This window comes from Paenibacillus sp. FSL R10-2736, from assembly GCF_038000245.1.
GTDB lineage: Bacteria > Bacillota > Bacilli > Paenibacillales > Paenibacillaceae > Paenibacillus_AQ > Paenibacillus_AQ phytohabitans.
This window is the reverse complement of record NZ_JBBOBN010000001.1, coordinates 5,476,387-5,496,282: the sequence shown is the minus strand read 5'-3', so window position 1 is coordinate 5,496,282 and position 19,896 is coordinate 5,476,387. Positions and strand designations below refer to the sequence as shown.

Below are 19,896 nucleotides of genomic sequence, written 5' to 3'. Positions count from 1 at the left end.
GGAGGAATCTTGCAGTTCCTGCAATAATCCTCCGGAACACCCTGGTATCTTTGAATCCGGCTTGCGGAACTAGGCGAAATAATGCCCTTCTTCCAGATCGGCGATCAATCCGGGCTGTATCGGTTTCCAGCCCAGAAGCTCCCGTGTTGCCAGACTCGCTTGCGCAGTGTTAGACAAGCCTGTGATGTCGAATGCCGCAATGGGGCCAAGAAAGCCGAAATGGGCGGCAGCTTCTTCAGGTGTGATGCTGACCGTCGGCACGTTCAATTGCCGCCCGATGACCGCGGCGATCTCGCGGAACGGAATGCCTACATCGCCGACGCCAAACAGCCGTGAGCCGGCCGGGGCGGATTCCAGCGCCAGTCGGTACAGCACCGCCGCATCCAGGAGGTGAACCGCCGGCCAGCGGTTCGTTCCGTCGCCGATGTAGGCGGCGAAGCCCTTCGCCCGGGCGATGTTGATCAGCTTCGGCACAAAGGCCCTATCGCCTTCGCCGTGCACGGACGGTGAAAGCGTGACGATGGATGCCCGAATACCCCGCTCTGCCATTGCGAGCACTGCATGATCCACGGTTTGTCCATCTGCGTGAGCCGTGTGACCCGTGGTAATGAACGGCTTTCCGGAACCTTCGAGCGCAGCTCCCATGACTTCAACGGCCCGCAAATCCAGAGCCAGCGCATCCGTCAAGTCGGAAAAATCGCTAGTGAACGCTAGATGAATCACGCCGTCCGCAGCAGCAGAGGCGCTGCGCAGAGTATCGAGATCGTCCAGTGTGCCGTACAGCACTTCGGCCCCCGCCGCCTTTAATCCCGCGGCTTTCTCTTCAGAACGGCAAAGACCCGACACAGTATGTCCCGCGCCGATCAGTTCCTGGATGACCGCAGAACCGATATACCCCGTTGCTCCTGTAACAAAAACATGCATAATGATATCCTCCTTCATAGGTTGACTGCTTGATCATGTTAAGCATAAACTATGAAGTGAACTCTAGGGCAAGCGGCCCAAAGGAGAAATGATGATGAAAATTCAGGAACTGGCGGACAAGATGGGACTCACGATCCATACGATCCGCTTTTATGAAAAGGAAGGCTTGCTGGATGATCGGCATGTCCGGCGGGAAAGCAACAATTACCGCAACTATTCGGAAGAGGCTGTCGAGCGGCTCAAGCTCGTCAAGAATTTCCAGTCCATCGGCTGTTCGCTGGCCGAACTGAAGGAAGCTTTGCAGGAATGCGACACCAATATGAGCACCAATCTGCAGATTATAGATTGGATTCGCGGCAAGAAAAAGGAGATCGAAAGCAAGAAGGAAGAATACGACCAAATGCTGAATACACTGAACTGGATGCTGGAATGCCGGACGCTGCTCATGACAGATTCGCAGCAGGCTCAAGAGATGATGAAGAGCTGGCAGGCGGGCTCATCTGATTGAGCGGCGGAGACATCAAATTGTATTTTAAAAATCAGGCGAGAGTGAGATTTACGGCGAATTAATGGCGGCGTATCTCCTCTCGTTTTTCTATTTGGATAGGGTAATCAACGCTTTAATACAAGCGGCAGGAACACTTCGTCCACAATATTGGCAATGGTCTCCTCGGACATTGGTTTGTTATACAGCATTAGCTCATGGCGGGCCAGATCTGCCGGCAAACTAACGGATCAGATCGGTTCGAGACCCGTCGTTCTTACCGGAACCCTCCTTACCATACTTGAACATGGCCGCTTACGCAGCTTAGCGGAGATACGAGCTATTACTATTTGAGCGCAGCATTGATCGTGCGGGGGGCAGGATTAGGGGCTGTTTTTCTGCCGGTCATGGCTTCGGCCTATATTGGCCTGTCTTCGAAACAAATTCCGCATGCCAGCAGCACCACTCGTATTATGCAGCAGATCGGCGGCGCCTTTGGCGTATCGGTTATCGCTATTATTTTGCAGAACGAGCTTAATTCAGTCCTGTCCCATGACCCGGCAGCTATGGCTGTTGCGTTCGATCATACGTTTATCTGGTCGATTGCCTTCGCTACACTGGCGCTGATTCCGGCGGCATTTCTGCCGAGAATAAAAAGATAAATCCGGGCTAAGTCACAATATAATTACGGTCAATTCATTGTCTCCTCCCGTACAAATCGTTTGTTTCGGTTCGTATTGGAAATAATGGAGGGAGGAGGGATTGCGCTATGCATGCTTATATGGATATTCTGGTCCGCACGATAATTTCCGTCATTCTGCTTTTGTTTATCCCTAAGCTGCTGGGCAAGCAGATGATATCGAACATGACTTCTCATAACTTCGTCACCAGCATCATGCTGGGGTCGATAGCCGCCAACCTGGCGTTCAATGAGAGCCTGAAATCGGTCTATTTGATTCTGGCCCTTGTCGCTGTTGCCGCCCTTTCTTTTCTGCTGTCGCTGATCGCACTGAAAAGCCATAAGTGGAGAGCTTGGATCTCCGGTTCGCCCACGGTACTGATTGAAGGAGGAAAGATCTTGGAGGGCAACATGCGCAAGCTTAAATATACGATGGATTCACTGGATCAGTCGCTGCGGGAGAAAGATATTTTCGATATAGAAGAGGTGGAGTATGCCATTCTTGAAGATAACGGAAGGTTGTCCGTACTGAAAAAGGAGGCCTTTCAGGGAGTACAGAAGAAGGATATGAAGCTGCCGTCCCATCCGCAAGCCTTCCCGGTGGAATTAATTATGGATGGCATCGTAATGGAGGATAACCTGAAGAATTACGGTCTTACGGCACAATGGCTGGAGAACGAGCTAAGACGCCAAGGGAAACGAATCTCCGATGTGTTCTATGCAGTGAAAGGAACGCAGCAGCAGCTCATTTTCGATTTCTACAAGGATGATATCCGCCATCCGCTGGATGAAGAGTGATACTTGCGTCCGCTCCGTCCTTACATGAAAGAGTATTAAAGTCGTTAAAGTCAATCATGTTGTCACATTTTGAATATGCCAACTCCTGCTTTCAATGAGGATGTTGGCTTTTTTGATTACCGCCGGAGAACATTGCTATTTTAGATTGAACTATTTTTGCCGGCCGCTCATAAGCTGTTCCTTTACCGTTTCTCGTTCTGGCTATATCAATAAAATTAGTTTCGGGCGCGGGCTACAATGGACTTTATTTTCATCTTGACATGCTAGAAAATCGGTGATAGATTACTCTAAATCAAAGTTCATAATTCATACCGATATACTTGGTATTATGTCGAATAATATCGAATTTTGATTTTTAAGTCTGGTTCTATCGATAAGATACCGTACAAACGGTTTTTATACCATTTTCTGCGCAGAGCATGAGGGGGTGACGCATTCGCTGTTAATTTCGTGAAGATCCGAGGCTGGAAAGGAAGCATGAGAGCGGTACGACATTTGATAATGCATAAGGAGTGGAGAAAAAATATGAGACACAGCAAACAAACGACAAAACAGAATAGGGGATTAAGGCTGGCCCTGACTATGGTGCTGCTTATGGCCATCATGGTGATACAAGCATGCGGAGGAACAGGCGGGAACAATGGGGCGAATGCCTCCGCGCCGTCGCCAGCCGCACCGGAACAGCCGAGCGGAGCGGATAATGAACCGGTTCCGGCAGCAAAAAAGGTGCCGGAGAAATTTACGTATTTGTTTGTCGGGGCAACAGGCAAGCAAAGCGGAGCGGAAGGCTGGGGCTTCCATACCGGAATCATACCTGAAGTGCTTGCCCAATATGGCATCAAGGAGGCTGTTGCTTTGGGTGGAGGCACTGGCCCGGACATTAACGAGGCTCTGCTGGCAGGCCGCGCCGACGTGGCCACGACAGGCGATACACCGCAATTGCTAACCCGTGCTGCCGGCAACAAAACCAAATTAATCGGGTTTACGGTTACGCAGAACGAAAGCTACCTGCTCGGCAAAAAGAACGGCGTTTCCACGGTCAAGGAGCTGGAGGACAAAACGATCGCCGTTGTTAAAGGCTCTATTATGCACCGCTATGTAGTGGGACTGTTGAAAGAGAACAACATTAAAGCAAACATCATCAATATGGGCTGGCCGGATTCCTATGCCGCACTGGCCCGCGGCGATATTGACGCCTTTGCTCCGGCCGCCTACGATTATACCTCGTACCGTATGGCGGAAGAAGAAGGATACCCGGTGCTGGATCGCGGCATCGACCATCCTCCGTTGCTGGGGACGTCGGTTACGGTTGCCCGTGAAGAGTTCCTGAACCAGTATCCCGATTTTCTGGAAGCGTGGAACGCAGCTAGAACAGCCGCCCTGGAGGACTTGAAGTCCAAGCCGGACGAGTACTACGCCTATATTTCAGAAATTACCGGAACACCGATTGATGTAGCGCCTATCTTATATCCTATCGAGCTGATTGCCGACACGGAGATTAGCGAGCAAGGCATCGAGCGGCTGCGATTGGCCAAGGATTTTCTGCAGGAGGAGAAATTAGCTGCTGGCGACTTCGATCTGGAGCAATGGATCCACAACTAATAATCTGATAGGAGGAATAGAAAATGAGTAAAAAACAAATGCATCTGGGAGCGTTTTTCACCGGATCGGGAAACAATGTAGCTGCATGGAGACATGGAAATAGCCCATCCGATGGTCCGGTTAATTTGCAGCACAATATCAGACTGGCGCAAATTGCTGAAAAGGCGAAATTCGATTTCGCGTTTATTGCAGATTCGGCCTATATTACGAAGGATTCAACGCCGTACTTTTTGAGCCGCTTCGAGCCGCTGACGATCTTGTCGGCATTAGCGGCGGTAACGAGCAAACTTGGACTGATCGGCACGTTCACGACCTCGTTCAGCGAACCGTTTACTACGGCCCGCCAGCTTGCCTCGCTGGACAAGCTGAGCGGCGGCAGAGCGGGATGGAACGCCGTTACTTCGGCACTTGAAGACGTCGCGAAAAACCATAGCAAGGACAAGCTGTACGATCACGCGGAACGTTACGCTATCGCGGACGAATACATTACGATTGCCAAGGGGCTATGGGATTCATGGGAAGACGATGCATTTGTGAGGGATAAGGAGACCGGCCAATATGTGGATCTGGACAAGCTGCACACGCTCGATCATAAGGGCAAATATTTTTCGGTGAAGGGTCCCTTGAACATGGAACCCTCTCCGCAAGGCCGTCCTCTCGTATTTCAGGCGGGGGCGTCCGAGGTGGGCAGAGAACTCGCCGCGCGCCAAGCAGACGGCATTTTTGCGCCGTCGAGCCAATTGGAAGAGGCGCGTGAATTTTACAAGGATGTGAAGCAGCGCGCGGCTGCGTTCGGACGCAAGCCGGAGGAAATCCTCATCTTCCCGGCGATTACGCCAATTATCGGGGCGACGGAGGAAGAGGCGCTTCGCAAATATGAACAGACGAGCGCGTATGTGGATATTCAACTCGCCGTCAAATATTTAAGCCGGTTTTTCAGCTTTTTCGACTTTTCGCAGTTTCCGCTGGATGAACCACTCCCGGATCTCGGCGATATCGGCAGCAACAGCTTCAGATCCACGGCTGAGAGCCTGAAAAGAATGGCCAAGGAAGAAGGGCTGACGTTGCGGCAGCTGGCGCTGCGGGCGGCTACGCCCAAAGGGGATTTCGTGGGAACGGCTGAGCAAGTCGCAGACCGGATGCAACGGCTGTTTGAAGCGGAAGCGGTGGATGGCTTCATTATTTACGGGTATGTACAACCGGAGGGACTGAATGATTTTGCGGAGCAGGTCGTGCCTATTCTGCAGGAGCGCGGCTTGTTCAGGAAGGAATATACCGGCAACACATTGCGCGGGCATCTGAATTTGCCGTACCCGGTCAATCGGTATACGAAAGAGAGAGAGGCGGCACAAGTCGATCAGGGCTGAGGGAGGAATACGTATGGGTAGCTTGCGACCGTACAATCGGTATTTGTATAAGGCAGTGGCAGGAAGCACATTACCCGTTCTTTTGCTGGTGTTGTGGCAAGTGCTTGGCGATCAGGGGCGCATCTCTACGCTCCTGTTCCCGACCCCTTCAACGATCTTCAATGCTTTGACGAGGCTGTACCAGACCGGGGAGCTTGGGGACAATCTGTCTATCAGCCTGCAGCGCGCGTTGTATGGTTTCGCACTCGGGGGAGGGCTCGGCTTTATGTTCGGATTGCTGGTTGGATTCTTTCGTTTCGCCGAGCGGTCTCTGGACCCGACCATTCAAATGATTCGCATGATTCCCCATCTTGCAGTTACGACTTTGTTTGTATTATGGTTTGGAATCGGAGAGACGTCAAAAATACTGCTGATTGCAAAAGGGGCTTTTTTTCCGTTGTATATTAATACGTATTTAGGTATTCGAAATGTGGACCGTAAATATTTTGAGGTGGCGAAGGTGCTTGGCTTTAGCAGATTGAAGCAGATTGTCCGGCTGGTCATCCCGGCAAGCTTGCCCAACATATTCCTGGGTATCCGTTTGTCGGTTGCCGTTACCTGGCTCGGACTGGTCGTGGCGGAAATAATGGGCTCCACCTCCGGAATTGGCTACCTGATGATGGACGCAAGATCGATGGGTATGACGTCCGTTGTATTTGTAGGCATATTGCTGTTTGCAGTGTGCGGAAAAATATCCGATATGTTCGTTGTGGGTATAGAACGAAGATGTCTGAAATGGCGGGATCATTTTCAAGGAAATTAAGGAGGGATGGAATGAGCACGCAACTGTCGACTTCGCCGCGCGTTCACAACAAAAAAGTGAATCGCCGAAAAGTGGTCTGGAAGAATGTCGCCATAGCGGCAGCCTTTCCGTTATTGCTGGTGGCGGGCTGGCAAACGCTAGGTACCCTGAACATTATCGATACCTTCTTCCTCCCGACACCTTTGGAGATATTGAAGGGGTTTGAAGCCCTGATTGGCAGCGGAGAGTTGTTCCATCATCTCGGCGTAAGCGCCCGGAGGGCATTGCTGGGCTTTCTGGCAGGTGGGACTGTCGGCTTTTTACTTGGCATATGGACAGGATTCTCCAGACGGTCGGAGGACTTTATCGATCCTTCGATCCAGCTGGTCCGGATGATTCCCGGGTTGGCGTTAGCGCCGCTAATTACGCTCTGGTTTGGTTTTAGTGAAATGTCCAAAATCGTTATTATTGCGGAGGGCTCTTTCTTCCCTATATATATTAATACGTTTATAGGCATCAGAAGCGTGGAAGGCAAGCTGTACGAGGTGTCTCGCGTATTGCAATTCAACCGGTTCCAGCAAATCGTCCGTCTGGTTGTGCCCTCCTCGTTGCCACATTTGCTGCTGGGCATCCGGCTGTCTCTAGCGATATCGTGGCTGAGCCTTGTGGTTGCGGAACTGATCGGAGCGAGTGAGGGCGTTGGAAGTTTGATCCTGACATCGGCTCAGAACGGCAGAACGGATCTGGTGTTCGTTGGCATTATTATATTTGCGCTTGCAGGCAAGTTTATCGATTCATTGGTCAAGTATCTGGACAAGCGGTGGCTCAGTTGGAGAGACAGCTATCAGGGTTAACAGCATAAAATATAAATGGAGGAACAAAAGATGACAACCAATCCTAAAGCGACAAGATTGCAACCGCCTCAATTCGATAATTTAGAGGACGAGCGGGAGCACCGCAAGCAACGGCTGGTAGCGGCTTTTCGGATTTTTGCAAAATTCGGATACGATGAGGGGGTCATGGGGCATATCTCTGTTCGCGATCCGATCAAGACGGATCATTATTGGACAAATCCGCTCGCCCTCAGCTTCAATCTGATTACGGCAGATGATCTGGTATTGCAAAATCATAACGGTGAAATCGTGCATGGACATGGTCATGTGCATGGAGGAGCGCTCCAGCTCCATCTGCCGGTTCAGAAATTGAGACCGGATATTAATGCGATTGCCCATACGCATTCTATCTACGGAAAAACATGGTGCGCACTCGGGCGGAAGCTGGACCCCATTACCACAGAATCCGCAGTCTTCTATCAGGCGCATGATGTATTCGACAGCTTCAGGCATGGAGAAGGAGAGGCGCTTGCGAATGCGGTGGGCAGCAACAAAGGGCTGCTGCTCAAAAATCACGGCCTGGTCACCTTTGGCAAGACGGTTGATGAAGCCGCTTATTGGTTCATTTCAATGGAACGGTCCTGCCAGGCCCAACTGATGGCCGAAGCGGTAAGCAAGCCGGAGCTGATTCCTCCGGAACGGGCCGCGCAGGTCTCCCAGCGTTTTACGCCGGATATGGGCTGGCTTAACTTTCAGCCCTATTATGAAAGTATTGTCCGCGAGCACCCTGAGTTGTTTCGGTAAGCGGCGCGGCGCGATGCTATCTGACTATGGGCGCACGGCGACTGGCAGCAGGATAGCGGTAGGGCCCGCATGAGTGCCAGACGACAATACTGGATAACGATCACGGTCGCGCTGGGCGTTATGATGAACCCGATCAACACAACGATGATAACCGTAGCCTTTTCCCGCATACAGGAAAGCTTCGGAGCGAATTTCAGAGATGTATCCTGGCTGATTGCTTCCTATTATATAGTGAGCGCCATCGCGCAGCCGCTAATGGGCAAGGTGAGCGACATGGTCGGGGCCAAGCGCATATATATCTGGGGGCTGCTCCTGGTATGCCTCTCATCTATGCTCGCTCCGCTGTCTGCCAGTATGGGTGAGTTAATGGCTTACCGGACCATTCAGGCCTTCGGGACATCGGCCCTACATCCGGCAGGCATGAGCCTGCTGAAATATTACGTATCGGACAAGCAGGCGAAAGCGCTTGGAATCGTTGGCGTGTTCTCGACATTCTCTGCGGCCGTTGGACCATCCGTCGGCGGTATCCTTATTCATTACAGTGACTGGAAAGCCATTTTTCTGGTCAATTTTCCGATCGTCGCGCTTACCATAGCTCTCGTTTTTTGGGCCATCCCGAAGGACTCCGTTCTATTTGAAAGAAAGATGGCGGCGGAACTGGACTACACCGGCATTCTGCTGTTTGCGGCAAGCATGGTGGGGTGGTTTGCTTTTTTTCAAAACCTGGCGGATCCGCTTTACTGGCTGCTGCCGCTTAACGTGCTGTCAAGCGTTTGGTTTTACCGGCATGAGAGCACTTCGACAATGCCGTTTATCGATATCCGGATTCTCCGGTCCAACCGTGCATTAGGCTTGATTTACGTTCAATATATGCTGGTCAACATCATACTGTATTGCATTTTGTTCGGGTTGCCAGCCTTTCTGATAACGAGCGCGGGTCTTGGAACAGGAGAAGCCGGGCTTGTCATGCTGGCCATGTCGGCTCCCAATCTGGTATCGCTGCCCGTTATGGCGAGGTGGGTGGAGCGGAGCGGGCCCGCTTATGCGATGTTAGCCGGAGCGATCGGCTCGGTGATTACCCTAATCCTGTTTACCGGTGTGAAAGCCGATACGGGAAGCGTCATCATCTGTTTGCTGCTGACGCTGTTCGGCCTGTCGAATTCGGCTCAGAGTTTCAGCGTACAGAACGCCTTGTACCGGATGGTTGACAGCCGCGGGATCGGCGTATACTCCGGGTTGCTGCAGGCCTTCAGATTTATCGGAACGATTACGTCCTCCTGCGTGCTGGGTTTGGTGTTCGGCAGCAATGTGTCCACGCAAGGACTTCATGTCATGGCGCTACTATGTGCTGGTGTAGCCGCTATGACCTTACTGGTCGCATGGATGATCGCTCACAGTATCGGAAGGCAACCGGAATAAGTCATATTTGAGATGAAGGGAGCTGTGTTCAACAATGAGTGTACCGATTCTAGATATACAACAGCTGGACAAGAAATTCATCTCCGGCAACAAAGTGGTTCAAGCACTTCATAATATCAACTTGAAAGTCAATGCTGGTGAGTTAGTTACGGTTATCGGCCCAAGCGGCTGCGGTAAAAGCACGCTGCTTCGCATCGTTGCGGGGCTGGATACAGATTTTGAAGGAACCGTAAAACTTTCCGGGGAGAACATTGCAGGTCCGGGAATTGAGAAAGGATTTGTTTTTCAGGAGCCGAGGCTGTTCCCCTGGCTTACGGTTGAGCAGAATATCGCAGCCGATTTATCGCTGCGCAAGCCGGAAATCCGCGAGAAGGTTGACGAATTAATTGAACTGGTGAAGCTGCAAGGCTTCGAAAAATCGTATCCGAAGCAATTGTCCGGAGGGATGGCGCAGCGGGTATCGATCGCAAGAGCGCTGCTGCGCAACCCCAAGATCCTGTTGCTTGACGAGCCGTTTGGCGCGTTGGACGCCTTTACCAGGTCTCATATGCAGGAGGCACTGCTTGATATATGGGAGACAAACAAAACAACGATGATTTTTGTAACTCATGATCTAGACGAAGCGGTCGTACTGGCTAACCGGATTGTGATTCTGAGACCGCGCCCCGGCGAGGTTCGTCGGATCGTCAAGATCGACCTGCCGTTCCCGCGGAAGAAAGCGAGCACTTCGTTTCAGGAGCTTCGTTACCAGGTGCTAAGCGAATTTGAAAAAATTGAGGAGCTTTCGTTTGGAGAAGCAGGAGCTGGCATCTGAGGCGGACAGCAAAGAAGGGGGAGTCAATTATGATAGCAAACGATCCGTTGTACCATCCGTACCCGGCTTATCGGCCGCCGGTATACGCCGGCCGGGGGATGGTGGCGACATCCCAGCCGCTTGCTGCCCAAGCGGGACTGGATATGCTGAAGCGGGGCGGCAATGCAGTCGATGCCGCCATTGCCGCAGCAGCGGCTCTGACCGTCGTAGAGCCTTGCTCGAACGGGATTGGAGGCGATGCGTTTGCAATTATATGGCATGGCGGCCAGTTGCACGGCTTGAACAGCAGCGGTCCGGCGCCCGCCGCCATCTCGATCGGGGCATTGTGTGAAGCTGGTTATACTGTGATGCCGCAATACGGACCGATTCCGGTTACGGTACCAGGCATTCCGGCGGCCTGGGCGGAATTATCGGAGAAATTCGGTAAACTGTCGTTGGAGGAAACATTGGAGCCCGCTATTCAATATGCCGAGTACGGATACCCGGTATCTCCCGTGACTGCCCATCACTGGAACAAAGCCTTTCATGTATACAAGCAAGAGCTAAGAAATCCGTATTTCTCTCACTGGTTCGATACCTTCGCACCAGCCGGACGAGCTCCGCAGGCTGGAGAGCTATGGCGATCGCCGGATCATGCGCTGACGCTTCGCAGCATCGGCAACAGTGGTGCCCGTGACTTCTATGAAGGAGAATTGGCCAAGCGGATTAGCCGCTTTGTCGGGGATGCCGGCGGATACTTGACGGAAGACGACTTACGAAGATACAAGCCCGAATGGGTTCAGCCGATCAGTACCGCCTACCGGGGTTATGAAGTGTGGGAGCTGCCGCCGAACGGACAGGGACTAGTAGCGCTTATTGCATTAAGTATTCTGGATGGCTACGAACGTCATGCGGCAGGAGATGTAGAGACCTATCACAGGCAGATCGAAGCGATTAAGCTCGCTTTCGCCGATGGCTATCGTTATATTTCGGATGCGTCAAGGCTGACCGCGACCCCGGCTGATCTGCTCGATCCGGCTTATGCGGCGGTGCGCAGGAAACTGATCGGAGATCAGGCGCTTCAGCCAGCACCGGGAGACCCCCGCAGTGGTGGCACAGTTTATCTGGCCGCAGCCGACGGCGAAGGCAATATGGTGTCCTTCATCCAGAGCAATTACATGCAGTTTGGTTCGGGAATGGTCGTTCCCGGCACGGGTATTGCGCTGCAAAACCGTGGCAAGGATTTTTCGCTGGATGAGACGCATCCCAATGCGCTGGAGCCCGGAAAGAAAACGTATCATACGATTATTCCAGGCTTTCTGACGAAGGGCGGCCAGCCGGTGGGCCCGTTCGGCGTTATGGGCGGTGTCATGCAGCCTCAGGGACATGTGCAGACTCTGATGAACGCCATCGACTTCGGCTTTCATCCGCAGGCAGCACTCGATGCGCCGCGCTGGCAGTGGACAGGAGGCAAAACCGTGCTGGTCGAGCCGCAGTTCCCGGCTGCCTGTGCTCAGGCGCTTAGCCGCCGCGGCCACGACATCCGGATCGCACTGGAGTCGGGATCCTTCGGCAGAGGCCAAATCATTTGGCGGGACAACGGGAGCGGAGTTCTGCTGGGCGGGACGGATTCGCGTGCTGACGGCAGTCTGGCCGTCTGGTAGTGAAGGGAGGAATAGCGATGACAGCCAGAAAAGTAAACCACATAACCGATCTGATAGGAGAAACTCCCGTTGTACGCTTGAACCGGCTCACCGGTGAAGGCGACGCCGAGGTTTACGTCAAGCTGGAATACTTCAACCCCGGGGGGAGCCTCAAGGATCGGGCGGCGTATAATATGATCGTTCAGGCCGAGCTGAGCGGCCGGCTTAAGCCGGGATCGACGATCATTGAGCCGACCAGCGGAAATACGGGTATAGGTCTTGCGATGACCGCCGCCTCAAGAGGCTACAAGCTGATTATTACGATGCCATCTAATATGTCCAAGGAGCGCATCAATGTACTGAAGGCCTATGGTGTAGAGGTGGTGCTGACGCCAGCCTCCGAACGGATGTCCGGGGCCATTCGCAAGGCACTAGAGCTGCAACGGCAAATCCCCAACAGCTTTGTCCCACAGCAGTTTGAGAATCAAGCCAATCCCGACATTCACAGGGCGACAACGGGTCCGGAAATATTGCAGCAAATGGAGGGCAGGCTCGACGCATTTATATCGACGGCGGGAACGGGAGGCACCATAACCGGTGCAGGCGAGTTTCTGCGACAGGCGTTGCCCGGCATCCGGATTGTGGTGATCGAGCCGGAAGGCTCGCCAATGTTATCAGGCGGCAAGCCGGGTATGCACAAGCTGATAGGAGCAGGCCCCGGTTTTGTGCCGTCCGTATTGAATCAAAGCGTATACGACGAAATCGTAAGAGTATCGGATAAAGCAGCCATTGCTACCGCAGGTAAAATGGCTGCCCAGGAAGGTATTCTTGTAGGTCCTTCCTCAGGAGCCGCAGTATGGACCGCGCTGCGGGTAGCCAAAGAGCTGGGAGCCGGCAAACGAATTGTTTGCGTCGCACCTGATAGCGGGGAACGTTATTTAAGTTCAGACTTTTTTAAATTTTGATTCTCTTCGATGTCAAGCATGAACAAAAAAGGAGTGTATATCAATGGCATCTATTGTTGTAGACAGTATTACCGATCTCATAGGCTGTACTCCCGCCGTCCGGATTACGAAAATGACAGCTCCTGAGGACGCCGACGTGTTCGTCAAGCTGGAATACTTCAATCCGAGCGGCAGCGTTAAGGATCGGGCGGCATACAATCTGATTCTACAGGCGGAGCTCGACGGGCGGCTGAAGCCAGGCGCGACCATTATTGAGCCGACAAGCGGGAACACCGGCATTGGCCTGGCGATGAATGCTGCAGCCAAAGGATATCGTTTAATTATAACGATGCCTTCGAACATGAATAAGGAACGCATCCAAATTTTGAAGGCGTATGGCGCCGAGGTCGTTCTGACTCCCGCCGAGGAGCGCATACCCGGTGCGATCCGCAAGGCGCTTGAATTGCATGCCGGGATGCCGGGCAGCTACCTCCCCCAGCAATTCGAAAATCCGGCCAATCCGGACATTCACCGAACAACAACGGCCCGGGAAATTCTGGAGCAGCTAGAAGGGCGTCTGGACACATTCATTGCCACGTCCGGGACGGGAGGAACCATTACCGGTACAGGCGAGGAACTGCGCAAGTCACTGCCCGATCTTCGCATACTGGTGGTGGAGCCGAAGGGATCACCGGTCCTATCGGGTGGTGCTCCCGGCCCGCATAAGCTTGTAGGCACGAGCCCTGGTTTTATTCCACCGATTCTGAATCAATCCATCTTTGACAAGATTGTTCAGGTAAGTGACGAGGATGCCTTGCAAACGGTTAGACTACTGGCCCAGCGGCAAGGTATACTGGTAGGTCCCTCCTCTGGGGCTTCTGTCTGGACGGCGCTCCAAGAGGCGAAACGGCTCGGTAAAGGGAAACGGGTCTTATGCATCGCTCCTGATAATGGAGAGCGCTATTTGAGTTCGGATATATTTTGATATAGCTGTACAAGCCAGTTGGCTCCCCCGGGAACGGGATGCTGAACTGGCGGGGAATTCCTTGCTTTCAGAGTATGCCACGACTTCAAACCACCCGTGTGACGGGTGGTTTTGATGTTAAACGGTAAACTTTTACCGATCGTTCTCAATATGTTATATTGAGCGTTGGGATGCAGGAATAAAGGTTGTGGAAATAATATCCATACGCAAAGAAAGATTGCAATATATAGCCGATGGACAGAGTAAGCTCTTATCTGAACAATCATGGAGATCCAACTGGCAAGTATTATTGTATCATTCCCTTTGTATTTTCTAGTATGATCGTTCTCGAATTGCTTTTCCATTAAAGTAATCTTTATAAATTGCCGCATCGTTTAGCCATAGGCAGATGAGGCGGGACTGACTCTGCCGCATCTGGCCATGGCGTTTACCCAGGCTCATTCTTCCATTACCTCAGCAATTGTTGGGGCTAGGACCATCGGGCAGCTTCGTGAAACCTTAAAGGGGAGCGGCATCCGGTTAAGTAAAGATGTTCTGGATGCGATTGATTCTATTGTCCAGGCTGGAGTAACTCTGGACGCGATGGAAAAGGGATGGACCCTAGGGTGGCTGCAAGCAGGCAAACGACGAATTCTTCGTTAAGCACTTTCCGGCTGCAACAGTTGTCAGAAAGCAGGAAGCAACAAAACACTAAATGTCAGCAGGGCAAGTGTATTGACACTTGCCTATTTGTAAGCCCTGGGGTAAGCCCTTTCCACTTCCTGAGGGGAAGCGAAGGGACTGAAAAGTTTGCTCTGCCGATAATTGGAGATTTATACAAGGGTTTTCAACGTACAATATTAAATCGATGCTTGTTCTCTTCGACCCACTCCGCAAAAGGCTTAAGCTCTACACCATACTGCCTTGTTTCTTGAATATCGAATCCGTAGCCGGGTATTTCCTCCATCCACTCCATGAAATTAACCGTCCCCTCCAACATGCCGCGCTTCCGGGCTGCTACGCTGCCGACTGTTTCGAAGATCACATTCGTGTCAAGAACGCGGCTCAGAGTCTGGGCGATCTCTGTCATGGACAACTCATCGCTTGCGACATTAATATCCTTTTCGTGAAACTTTTGCGGATGCTCAAAGGCAGCACGCGCAAATTTGGCTGTATCTTCCCCGGAATTCAATTTTAAGGGGGTATCGGCTTGCATCGTGCCAAACAAAACTCCATTTGTCAGTTCCGGCGCCATCATTACTGAATTCGGTTCTACAAAGTTCTCCATAAACCAGCAAGGGTGGAGAATCGTCCAATATTGGAATCCGCCATTGCGGATAAGCTCTTCAATATCGTATTTATTCTCCCAGGTCTGAACCAAATACTTGTATTTATCCCACCGTGGGAACAAATTGCTGCCGGCGACCGAGGTGTGTACGATTTGTCCGACTCCCGCATTCTTTGCAGCCTGGACCATATTTGCGGCATTTCGCGGCTCAATCGTTTGATCATAGGGATCGGCATACTGTACCGAAAAAATCGCCGATACGTTCGCCATGGCAGGCTCAAGCGAGACCGGATCGGCCAAGTCTCCTTGAATCAGTTCCGCGCCTTTGGCGGCCATCGCCCGGGCTGCCGCAGATTCCGGGTTTCGGGTCAGAATCCGCACACTGTGACCGTGGTTCAACAACTCGCGGGCCACGTTACCGCCTTGCGTACCTGTACCGCCTACAACCAATATCGTTGTTGTATGATGAGCTTCCATAGTGAATCACTCCAATCTCAATTAAGGAATAATCGAATTATATTACTTGGGTAAAGTTAAGTCAATACCTAGGTAAACATAAATCGTATTCCAGCTAGAAACCGGAACACCGGACAAAACAAAAACGCCCCTCAAAAGCGGGGCGTTACCTCTGATAACAACTATGCTTCATTAAGAATCAGCAAAATTTCAAACCTTTTCCTGGTTTCGTTCAGAACATCGAAGCTGCCGCCCGTGACAGCCCAATTCAATATGACTCCGTTGGCTGTATAGCACATTGAATCAAGCAGGTCTTCAGCGCTCGCCGGGTTCTTGAATTGGCCTGCATCCTTGGCTCTCTGAAGCAAGGCTGGAATAATATTGCTGAGCAAGGCGGATTTGCTCTTATCAAGCGGAAGCAGCTGGTTTTGAAGGTGGATTCTATAATTCTCCTTGGTCATCTCGACGCCAAGCCGAACAATGTGCTTCACAAAAATCTCCATAGCTTTCAACGCCTGGGCGGCAAAATCAGTAACGGAAAGAATGTCCAGTAAATCATCACTGGATACCATATTGTCAAACGAGAAGAATTCGGAAACTAACGCATCCTTGGATTTGAAATGGTAGTAAAACGCGGTCTTGGTCACATTGATTTCATTGCAGATCTGATTGATAGTGACCTGATCAAAGCCATGTTGGTTGAATAGATGCATGCTTGTCGATAAAATAGCTTCTTTGGTTGCACCCCGGTTGCTCATTTTCTTTCCACTCCTTTCGTTTTATTATAATTCATATAACAAAAAAATAAAATTACATTACCAAGGTAAAGTTTATGCGGCAGCTTTGCTGGAGGCAGTCGAACAAGCGCACCGGTGTATCGAACAATTTCACGTATCGGATCTGGATGAACCGGCTTGAGCCGGATAAGATTATGCTGAATAAAGGGGGTGCACGGTTCTGCCGGAATTACCCGGCTGGCTAACCAGTTCCAGGAGCTGTATGGTCCGCTGCAGAACTTTGGGCGTGCTTATTCCTAATGTCCTTGGGAATGGAGAAGTCCGGCATGTGGATATACGAAAAGAAGCTGCAGTATCCGGTACGGAATTTGTTCATTTAGAAAGGATCGCCACCATGATCTAACAAGCTGACCAAGGATGCGTCTGTACAGGACTCGAAGCAGGCGGTCTTAGCTCTAACTATGCGACAAGGGATCACGCCCTGTTCTACCAGAATGCGGCAGGTGCTGTGGACGGCCAGCTAATTGCAGCCAAGGGTGGCGGCTCAGATTGTCGAGAAACCCAGGTCATCCAAAGACCTTGGTTGAGCCGATTGTTCCGGACCCCATCCTTGCTGTCCTCCCAGATATGCCTTGTCACCACTCTTCGGTGGTTCTTGGATTGCTTACACTCGTTTAAAAACGGACAACTTTTACACTGCTCTGGATCTGAGGCATACTGCTGGAAGCCTGTGCGGCCCGTTGTCCGGTAGTTCAGTTCTTGGCCGGCCGGGCAGACGTACACCTCTCGCTCAGCGTCAAACGCAAACTTCCATTTTGGAAACAGCCCTTGCTTGGAATGGTGGAAGCTTAGTCTAAAAAACTCAAACAAAAAAACCCTTATAAATCAAGGGTTCCGGCACTAACAATATGGTCGAGACGACAGGATTCGAACCTGCGGCCTCTTACTCCCGAATTAGGCGTCATATACATTACTATACATTGTATTGTCTTCAGGAACCTTATCTGGTGCGGGTTTTCCGTCTTTATGTATTATTAGCTTTTGCTTAGAATTAGGCGGAATTATTCTCATTGGTGTAAAATTGGTGTACTTTTTGGATCGGTTATCAATAGGGTTAATAAGTTATTACTAGAACACTTAAATAGTCTGCAGTGAAAATTTTAATGAACAATTAATAATTTTAAGAGTTACTTTAATATCGCTGGATAGGACTAGGCCCTCTTGTAACACAAGAGGGTTTTTTCTCATACTAAAAATATCCATTATTATGTTATAGTAGAGTGGCTCTAAGTAGATTGCGAAAGTAGCGTATAAATATCAAATTTTAAGTTGGTTTTTAGCATATGCTCCCTTTTGTTTGAATCAATATAACTGTAGTTATTTCTAGTAGATATTGTTGAATTATACTATAGTGTGTTCTGAAAGGACTCTTTATTCATGGAGGTAGCGACTGATTTGAATAACTATGATGATATTAAGGGGTTTTTATTAAAACCTTACGCTGAACGTCAACTGATAGTTGTGCTTAGTGACGAACAGATTAAGAAAAAAGAGAAAGAGCAAAAGCGAAGAAATACTCCTATTAATAGTATATTGAAATTTGGTTTATCTACGTTCACTGTTAGTGTAGGAGTACCTTATGTTGAATTAGTTGAAGCTCTGTACAAAAGTATTAAGGAACTGCGGGAAAAAGGTGTAAATACTGTTCCGGTGTCTCAAACACTCTCTAATAATCTTAAATTCCCAATAGGTCATCCTAGATTTAAAGTGCTTTATGTCGCTCATCCTGCGAAATCTGATGTCTATTATCCTTTTGCTCAGTTTCATAGATTTACCTTTGAACACAAGTTTTCTGAAGCAATAACCTTGTTAATGTCTTTAGGTGCATCATACATAGAGGTGGAGCATGTAACTGGTTGGTCAAAAGAGTTTTCTACAAGATTAGGTATTTCCATTCCTGCGGCAATGACGAATCTAGAAAGTGAAGTTTCTTCTAATACAAAGAAGGACTCTCAATTGTTATTTACTGCTAATCTTGACCCAAAACTTGAAGCGGCACTACCGGAGAATCTTGTGTGGTATCACCATGAACCAACTTGGCAGCAAATTGCGGATGGACGATTAAAATATGGACTTAAGGATTTCTCTTTATCTGTACGCTATGAAGATGATTTAGGGGTAAACACGAGTCTAAAACAAGCTGCGACCAATGCGGGGTTGGACATATCCGGGAGATTTGAAGATCATGAATCTACAGTGTGGCGAATAGCAGGAAGGTTTGAGTAAACGTAGTACAAGATGGTTGGAATGAATTCCTTCCAAAAGTTAAACTCTTGTATTCTCTAGTCGAAGGTGCTGAGGAAACCGGCATCTTCTTTTTTATAGGCTATCTCTTTATCAGTGTAATGAACAAAGAGCTAAATTCCTCCTTCAAAACTCCAACCATCTCTAACTGATATTACTTTTCACTTATTCCTGAATCCGAGATTCTGAATTCAGGCTTGATCCTTTTGCATATTTTCCTGAATTACCACTGTAGAATTGGCAAAGACAGTTATAAACTATAAATTTCATTTCTGACCCTAACGGATTCTACTAACTTCTATTTATAAAATAATGGATTCTCATTAAAAAAGTCCTCGACCATTTTATAACGGTTGAGGACTTTTTTATAACTTGAATGGACCAATTTATAAATAATTACGAGCTTAAATTATAGTTTGAAAATACAGCTTGTCAGGATAAGAGGTCGTTTTATAAAACTCTTGAGAGTAATTTATAAAAGCCCGTTTTTATATTATAAGGCTTAAAGACTACGTTATAACTTGGATAGACGATTTTATAAAAAAACTGAATATGTATTACAAGCCAGGAGAGTCAGCTTATCAGAAAGGACTTGTTTTATAAAAATACAGGACAGCATTTTATAAATATATTATTCGAATTATAACGACTTCAGACTGTGTTATAAGGGCGAGGCACAATAATTTATAAACAGACCTTTATTTTTATAAATGTGCAAAGCAATTTTAAATGGATTTCTGTGATGTTTACCATACCAGAGAATATATAATTTTACCATTCTGCACATTTCGGTATAGCTTTCTACAAGTTACTTACTTTGGATTTGGCGTTACTCATTAAGAGAGGGTATTTACAACCTGGAAGAGCTATTTCTCTTCCGGAGTTTAATAGTCTGTCAGAAGTTAAACTGATTTTATGCAGAGATTAAAGGCGAAGGTTACTTAGAGTCACATGTTTTAATTTGTATACAGGAAAACAAACTTCAGTTGATCTATAAAATACAGTTTAATAAGAAGGCTTTGCTCTTAAAGCCTTGGAGGGATATCTGCACATATCAGAGTTGAATAGACCCTTCA

Annotated in this window: 18 protein-coding genes and 1 pseudogene; 15 read left to right on the top strand and 4 right to left on the bottom strand. The window is 49.5% G+C overall.

Annotation, left to right across the window (positions count from 1 at the left end):
- Nucleotides 1-69: 69 nt before the first annotated feature.
- Nucleotides 70-924 carry an SDR family oxidoreductase gene (locus NSQ73_RS23535; protein WP_340988394.1) on the bottom strand — a complete coding sequence of 285 codons (855 nt, stop codon included), beginning with the start codon at nt 922-924 and terminating at the stop codon, nt 70-72.
- Between the two features lie 94 nt (nt 925-1,018).
- Here NSQ73_RS23535 and NSQ73_RS23530 point away from each other — a divergent pair, with 94 nt between their 5' ends.
- The 14 genes and pseudogenes from NSQ73_RS23530 to NSQ73_RS23465 all read left to right on the top strand — a co-directional run.
- The gene (locus NSQ73_RS23530) at nt 1,019-1,432 is read left to right on the top strand and encodes a MerR family transcriptional regulator (protein ID WP_340988393.1); all 414 of its coding nucleotides are present in this window, start codon (nt 1,019-1,021) and stop codon (nt 1,430-1,432) included.
- A 326-nt stretch (nt 1,433-1,758) separates the two neighbouring features.
- A complete protein-coding gene (locus tag NSQ73_RS23525) occupies nt 1,759-2,070 on the top strand; it encodes a hypothetical protein (RefSeq protein WP_340988392.1) in 312 nt (103 codons plus the stop codon).
- A gap of 107 nt (nt 2,071-2,177) precedes the next feature.
- Entirely contained in the window at nt 2,178-2,885 is a 708-nt protein-coding gene (locus NSQ73_RS23520; RefSeq protein ID WP_340988391.1) for a DUF421 domain-containing protein, read from the top strand.
- A gap of 525 nt (nt 2,886-3,410) precedes the next feature.
- Nucleotides 3,411-4,487: an ABC transporter substrate-binding protein gene (locus NSQ73_RS23515; protein WP_340988390.1), complete on the top strand. Its 1,077-nt coding sequence runs from the start codon at nt 3,411-3,413 to the stop codon at nt 4,485-4,487.
- A gap of 23 nt (nt 4,488-4,510) precedes the next feature.
- A complete protein-coding gene (locus NSQ73_RS23510; protein ID WP_039295585.1) occupies nt 4,511-5,854 on the top strand; it encodes an LLM class flavin-dependent oxidoreductase in 1,344 nt (447 codons plus the stop codon).
- 13 nt (nt 5,855-5,867) lie between these two features.
- Complete coding sequence (locus NSQ73_RS23505) at nt 5,868-6,656, top strand: ABC transporter permease (protein ID WP_340988389.1); 789 nt, start codon at nt 5,868-5,870, stop codon at nt 6,654-6,656.
- Between the two features lie 11 nt (nt 6,657-6,667).
- Nucleotides 6,668-7,489, top strand: coding sequence for an ABC transporter permease (locus NSQ73_RS23500; protein WP_340988388.1), 822 nt, complete (start codon nt 6,668-6,670; stop codon nt 7,487-7,489).
- 30 nt (nt 7,490-7,519) lie between these two features.
- Nucleotides 7,520-8,272: a class II aldolase/adducin family protein gene (locus NSQ73_RS23495; protein WP_340988387.1), complete on the top strand. Its 753-nt coding sequence runs from the start codon at nt 7,520-7,522 to the stop codon at nt 8,270-8,272.
- 69 nt (nt 8,273-8,341) lie between these two features.
- A complete protein-coding gene (locus NSQ73_RS23490; RefSeq protein WP_340988386.1) occupies nt 8,342-9,691 on the top strand; it encodes an MFS transporter in 1,350 nt (449 codons plus the stop codon).
- A 34-nt stretch (nt 9,692-9,725) separates the two neighbouring features.
- Nucleotides 9,726-10,505, top strand: coding sequence for an ABC transporter ATP-binding protein (locus NSQ73_RS23485; RefSeq protein WP_340988385.1), 780 nt, complete (start codon nt 9,726-9,728; stop codon nt 10,503-10,505).
- A 29-nt stretch (nt 10,506-10,534) separates the two neighbouring features.
- Entirely contained in the window at nt 10,535-12,148 is a 1,614-nt protein-coding gene (locus NSQ73_RS23480) for a gamma-glutamyltransferase family protein (RefSeq protein WP_340988384.1), read from the top strand.
- 17 nt (nt 12,149-12,165) lie between these two features.
- Nucleotides 12,166-13,092, top strand: coding sequence for a cysteine synthase A (gene cysK, locus NSQ73_RS23475; RefSeq protein WP_039295604.1), 927 nt, complete (start codon nt 12,166-12,168; stop codon nt 13,090-13,092).
- Between the two features lie 43 nt (nt 13,093-13,135).
- Entirely contained in the window at nt 13,136-14,056 is a 921-nt protein-coding gene (gene cysK, locus NSQ73_RS23470; protein ID WP_340988383.1) for a cysteine synthase A, read from the top strand.
- A 396-nt stretch (nt 14,057-14,452) separates the two neighbouring features.
- Nucleotides 14,453-14,698: pseudogene (locus NSQ73_RS23465) on the top strand (aldo/keto reductase); the annotation flags it as partial.
- Between the two features lie 184 nt (nt 14,699-14,882).
- Here NSQ73_RS23465 and NSQ73_RS23460 read toward each other — a convergent pair.
- The 3 genes from NSQ73_RS23460 to NSQ73_RS35010 form a co-directional block, all read right to left on the bottom strand.
- The gene (locus NSQ73_RS23460) at nt 14,883-15,800 is read right to left on the bottom strand and encodes an NmrA family NAD(P)-binding protein (protein ID WP_340988382.1); all 918 of its coding nucleotides are present in this window, start codon (nt 15,798-15,800) and stop codon (nt 14,883-14,885) included.
- Nucleotides 15,801-15,961: 161 nt separating this feature from the next.
- On the bottom strand, nt 15,962-16,537 hold the full coding sequence (locus NSQ73_RS23455) for a TetR/AcrR family transcriptional regulator (protein WP_039295610.1): 576 nt from the start codon (nt 16,535-16,537) through the stop codon (nt 15,962-15,964).
- 465 nt (nt 16,538-17,002) lie between these two features.
- Entirely contained in the window at nt 17,003-17,299 is a 297-nt protein-coding gene (locus NSQ73_RS35010; protein WP_445669683.1) for a transposase, read from the bottom strand.
- Between the two features lie 672 nt (nt 17,300-17,971).
- Between NSQ73_RS35010 and NSQ73_RS23445 the strand changes: the two genes are divergently transcribed.
- A complete protein-coding gene (locus tag NSQ73_RS23445) occupies nt 17,972-18,802 on the top strand; it encodes a hypothetical protein (protein ID WP_340988381.1) in 831 nt (276 codons plus the stop codon).
- The last annotated feature ends 1,094 nt before the right edge of the window (nt 18,803-19,896 follow it).

What these genes read in the sequence shown, in the direction of transcription:
- NSQ73_RS23505 (WP_340988389.1), top strand. Translation starts at nt 5,868, where the DNA reads ATGGGTAGCTTGCGACCGTACAATCGGTATTTGTATAAGGCAGTGGCA.
- NSQ73_RS23495 (WP_340988387.1), top strand. Translation starts at nt 7,520, where the DNA reads ATGACAACCAATCCTAAAGCGACAAGATTGCAACCGCCTCAATTCGAT.
- NSQ73_RS23480 (WP_340988384.1), top strand. Translation starts at nt 10,535, where the DNA reads ATGATAGCAAACGATCCGTTGTACCATCCGTACCCGGCTTATCGGCCG.
- NSQ73_RS23510 (WP_039295585.1), top strand. Translation starts at nt 4,511, where the DNA reads ATGAGTAAAAAACAAATGCATCTGGGAGCGTTTTTCACCGGATCGGGA.
- NSQ73_RS23500 (WP_340988388.1), top strand. Translation starts at nt 6,668, where the DNA reads ATGAGCACGCAACTGTCGACTTCGCCGCGCGTTCACAACAAAAAAGTG.
- NSQ73_RS23530 (WP_340988393.1), top strand. Translation starts at nt 1,019, where the DNA reads ATGAAAATTCAGGAACTGGCGGACAAGATGGGACTCACGATCCATACG.
- NSQ73_RS23535 (WP_340988394.1), bottom strand. Translation starts at nt 924, where the DNA reads ATGCATGTTTTTGTTACAGGAGCAACGGGGTATATCGGTTCTGCGGTC.
- cysK (WP_340988383.1), top strand. Translation starts at nt 13,136, where the DNA reads ATGGCATCTATTGTTGTAGACAGTATTACCGATCTCATAGGCTGTACT.
- NSQ73_RS23485 (WP_340988385.1), top strand. Translation starts at nt 9,726, where the DNA reads ATGAGTGTACCGATTCTAGATATACAACAGCTGGACAAGAAATTCATC.
- NSQ73_RS23520 (WP_340988391.1), top strand. Translation starts at nt 2,178, where the DNA reads ATGCATGCTTATATGGATATTCTGGTCCGCACGATAATTTCCGTCATT.
- cysK (WP_039295604.1), top strand. Translation starts at nt 12,166, where the DNA reads ATGACAGCCAGAAAAGTAAACCACATAACCGATCTGATAGGAGAAACT.
- NSQ73_RS23460 (WP_340988382.1), bottom strand. Translation starts at nt 15,800, where the DNA reads ATGGAAGCTCATCATACAACAACGATATTGGTTGTAGGCGGTACAGGT.
- NSQ73_RS23515 (WP_340988390.1), top strand. Translation starts at nt 3,411, where the DNA reads ATGAGACACAGCAAACAAACGACAAAACAGAATAGGGGATTAAGGCTG.
- NSQ73_RS23455 (WP_039295610.1), bottom strand. Translation starts at nt 16,537, where the DNA reads ATGAGCAACCGGGGTGCAACCAAAGAAGCTATTTTATCGACAAGCATG.
- NSQ73_RS23490 (WP_340988386.1), top strand. Translation starts at nt 8,342, where the DNA reads ATGAGTGCCAGACGACAATACTGGATAACGATCACGGTCGCGCTGGGC.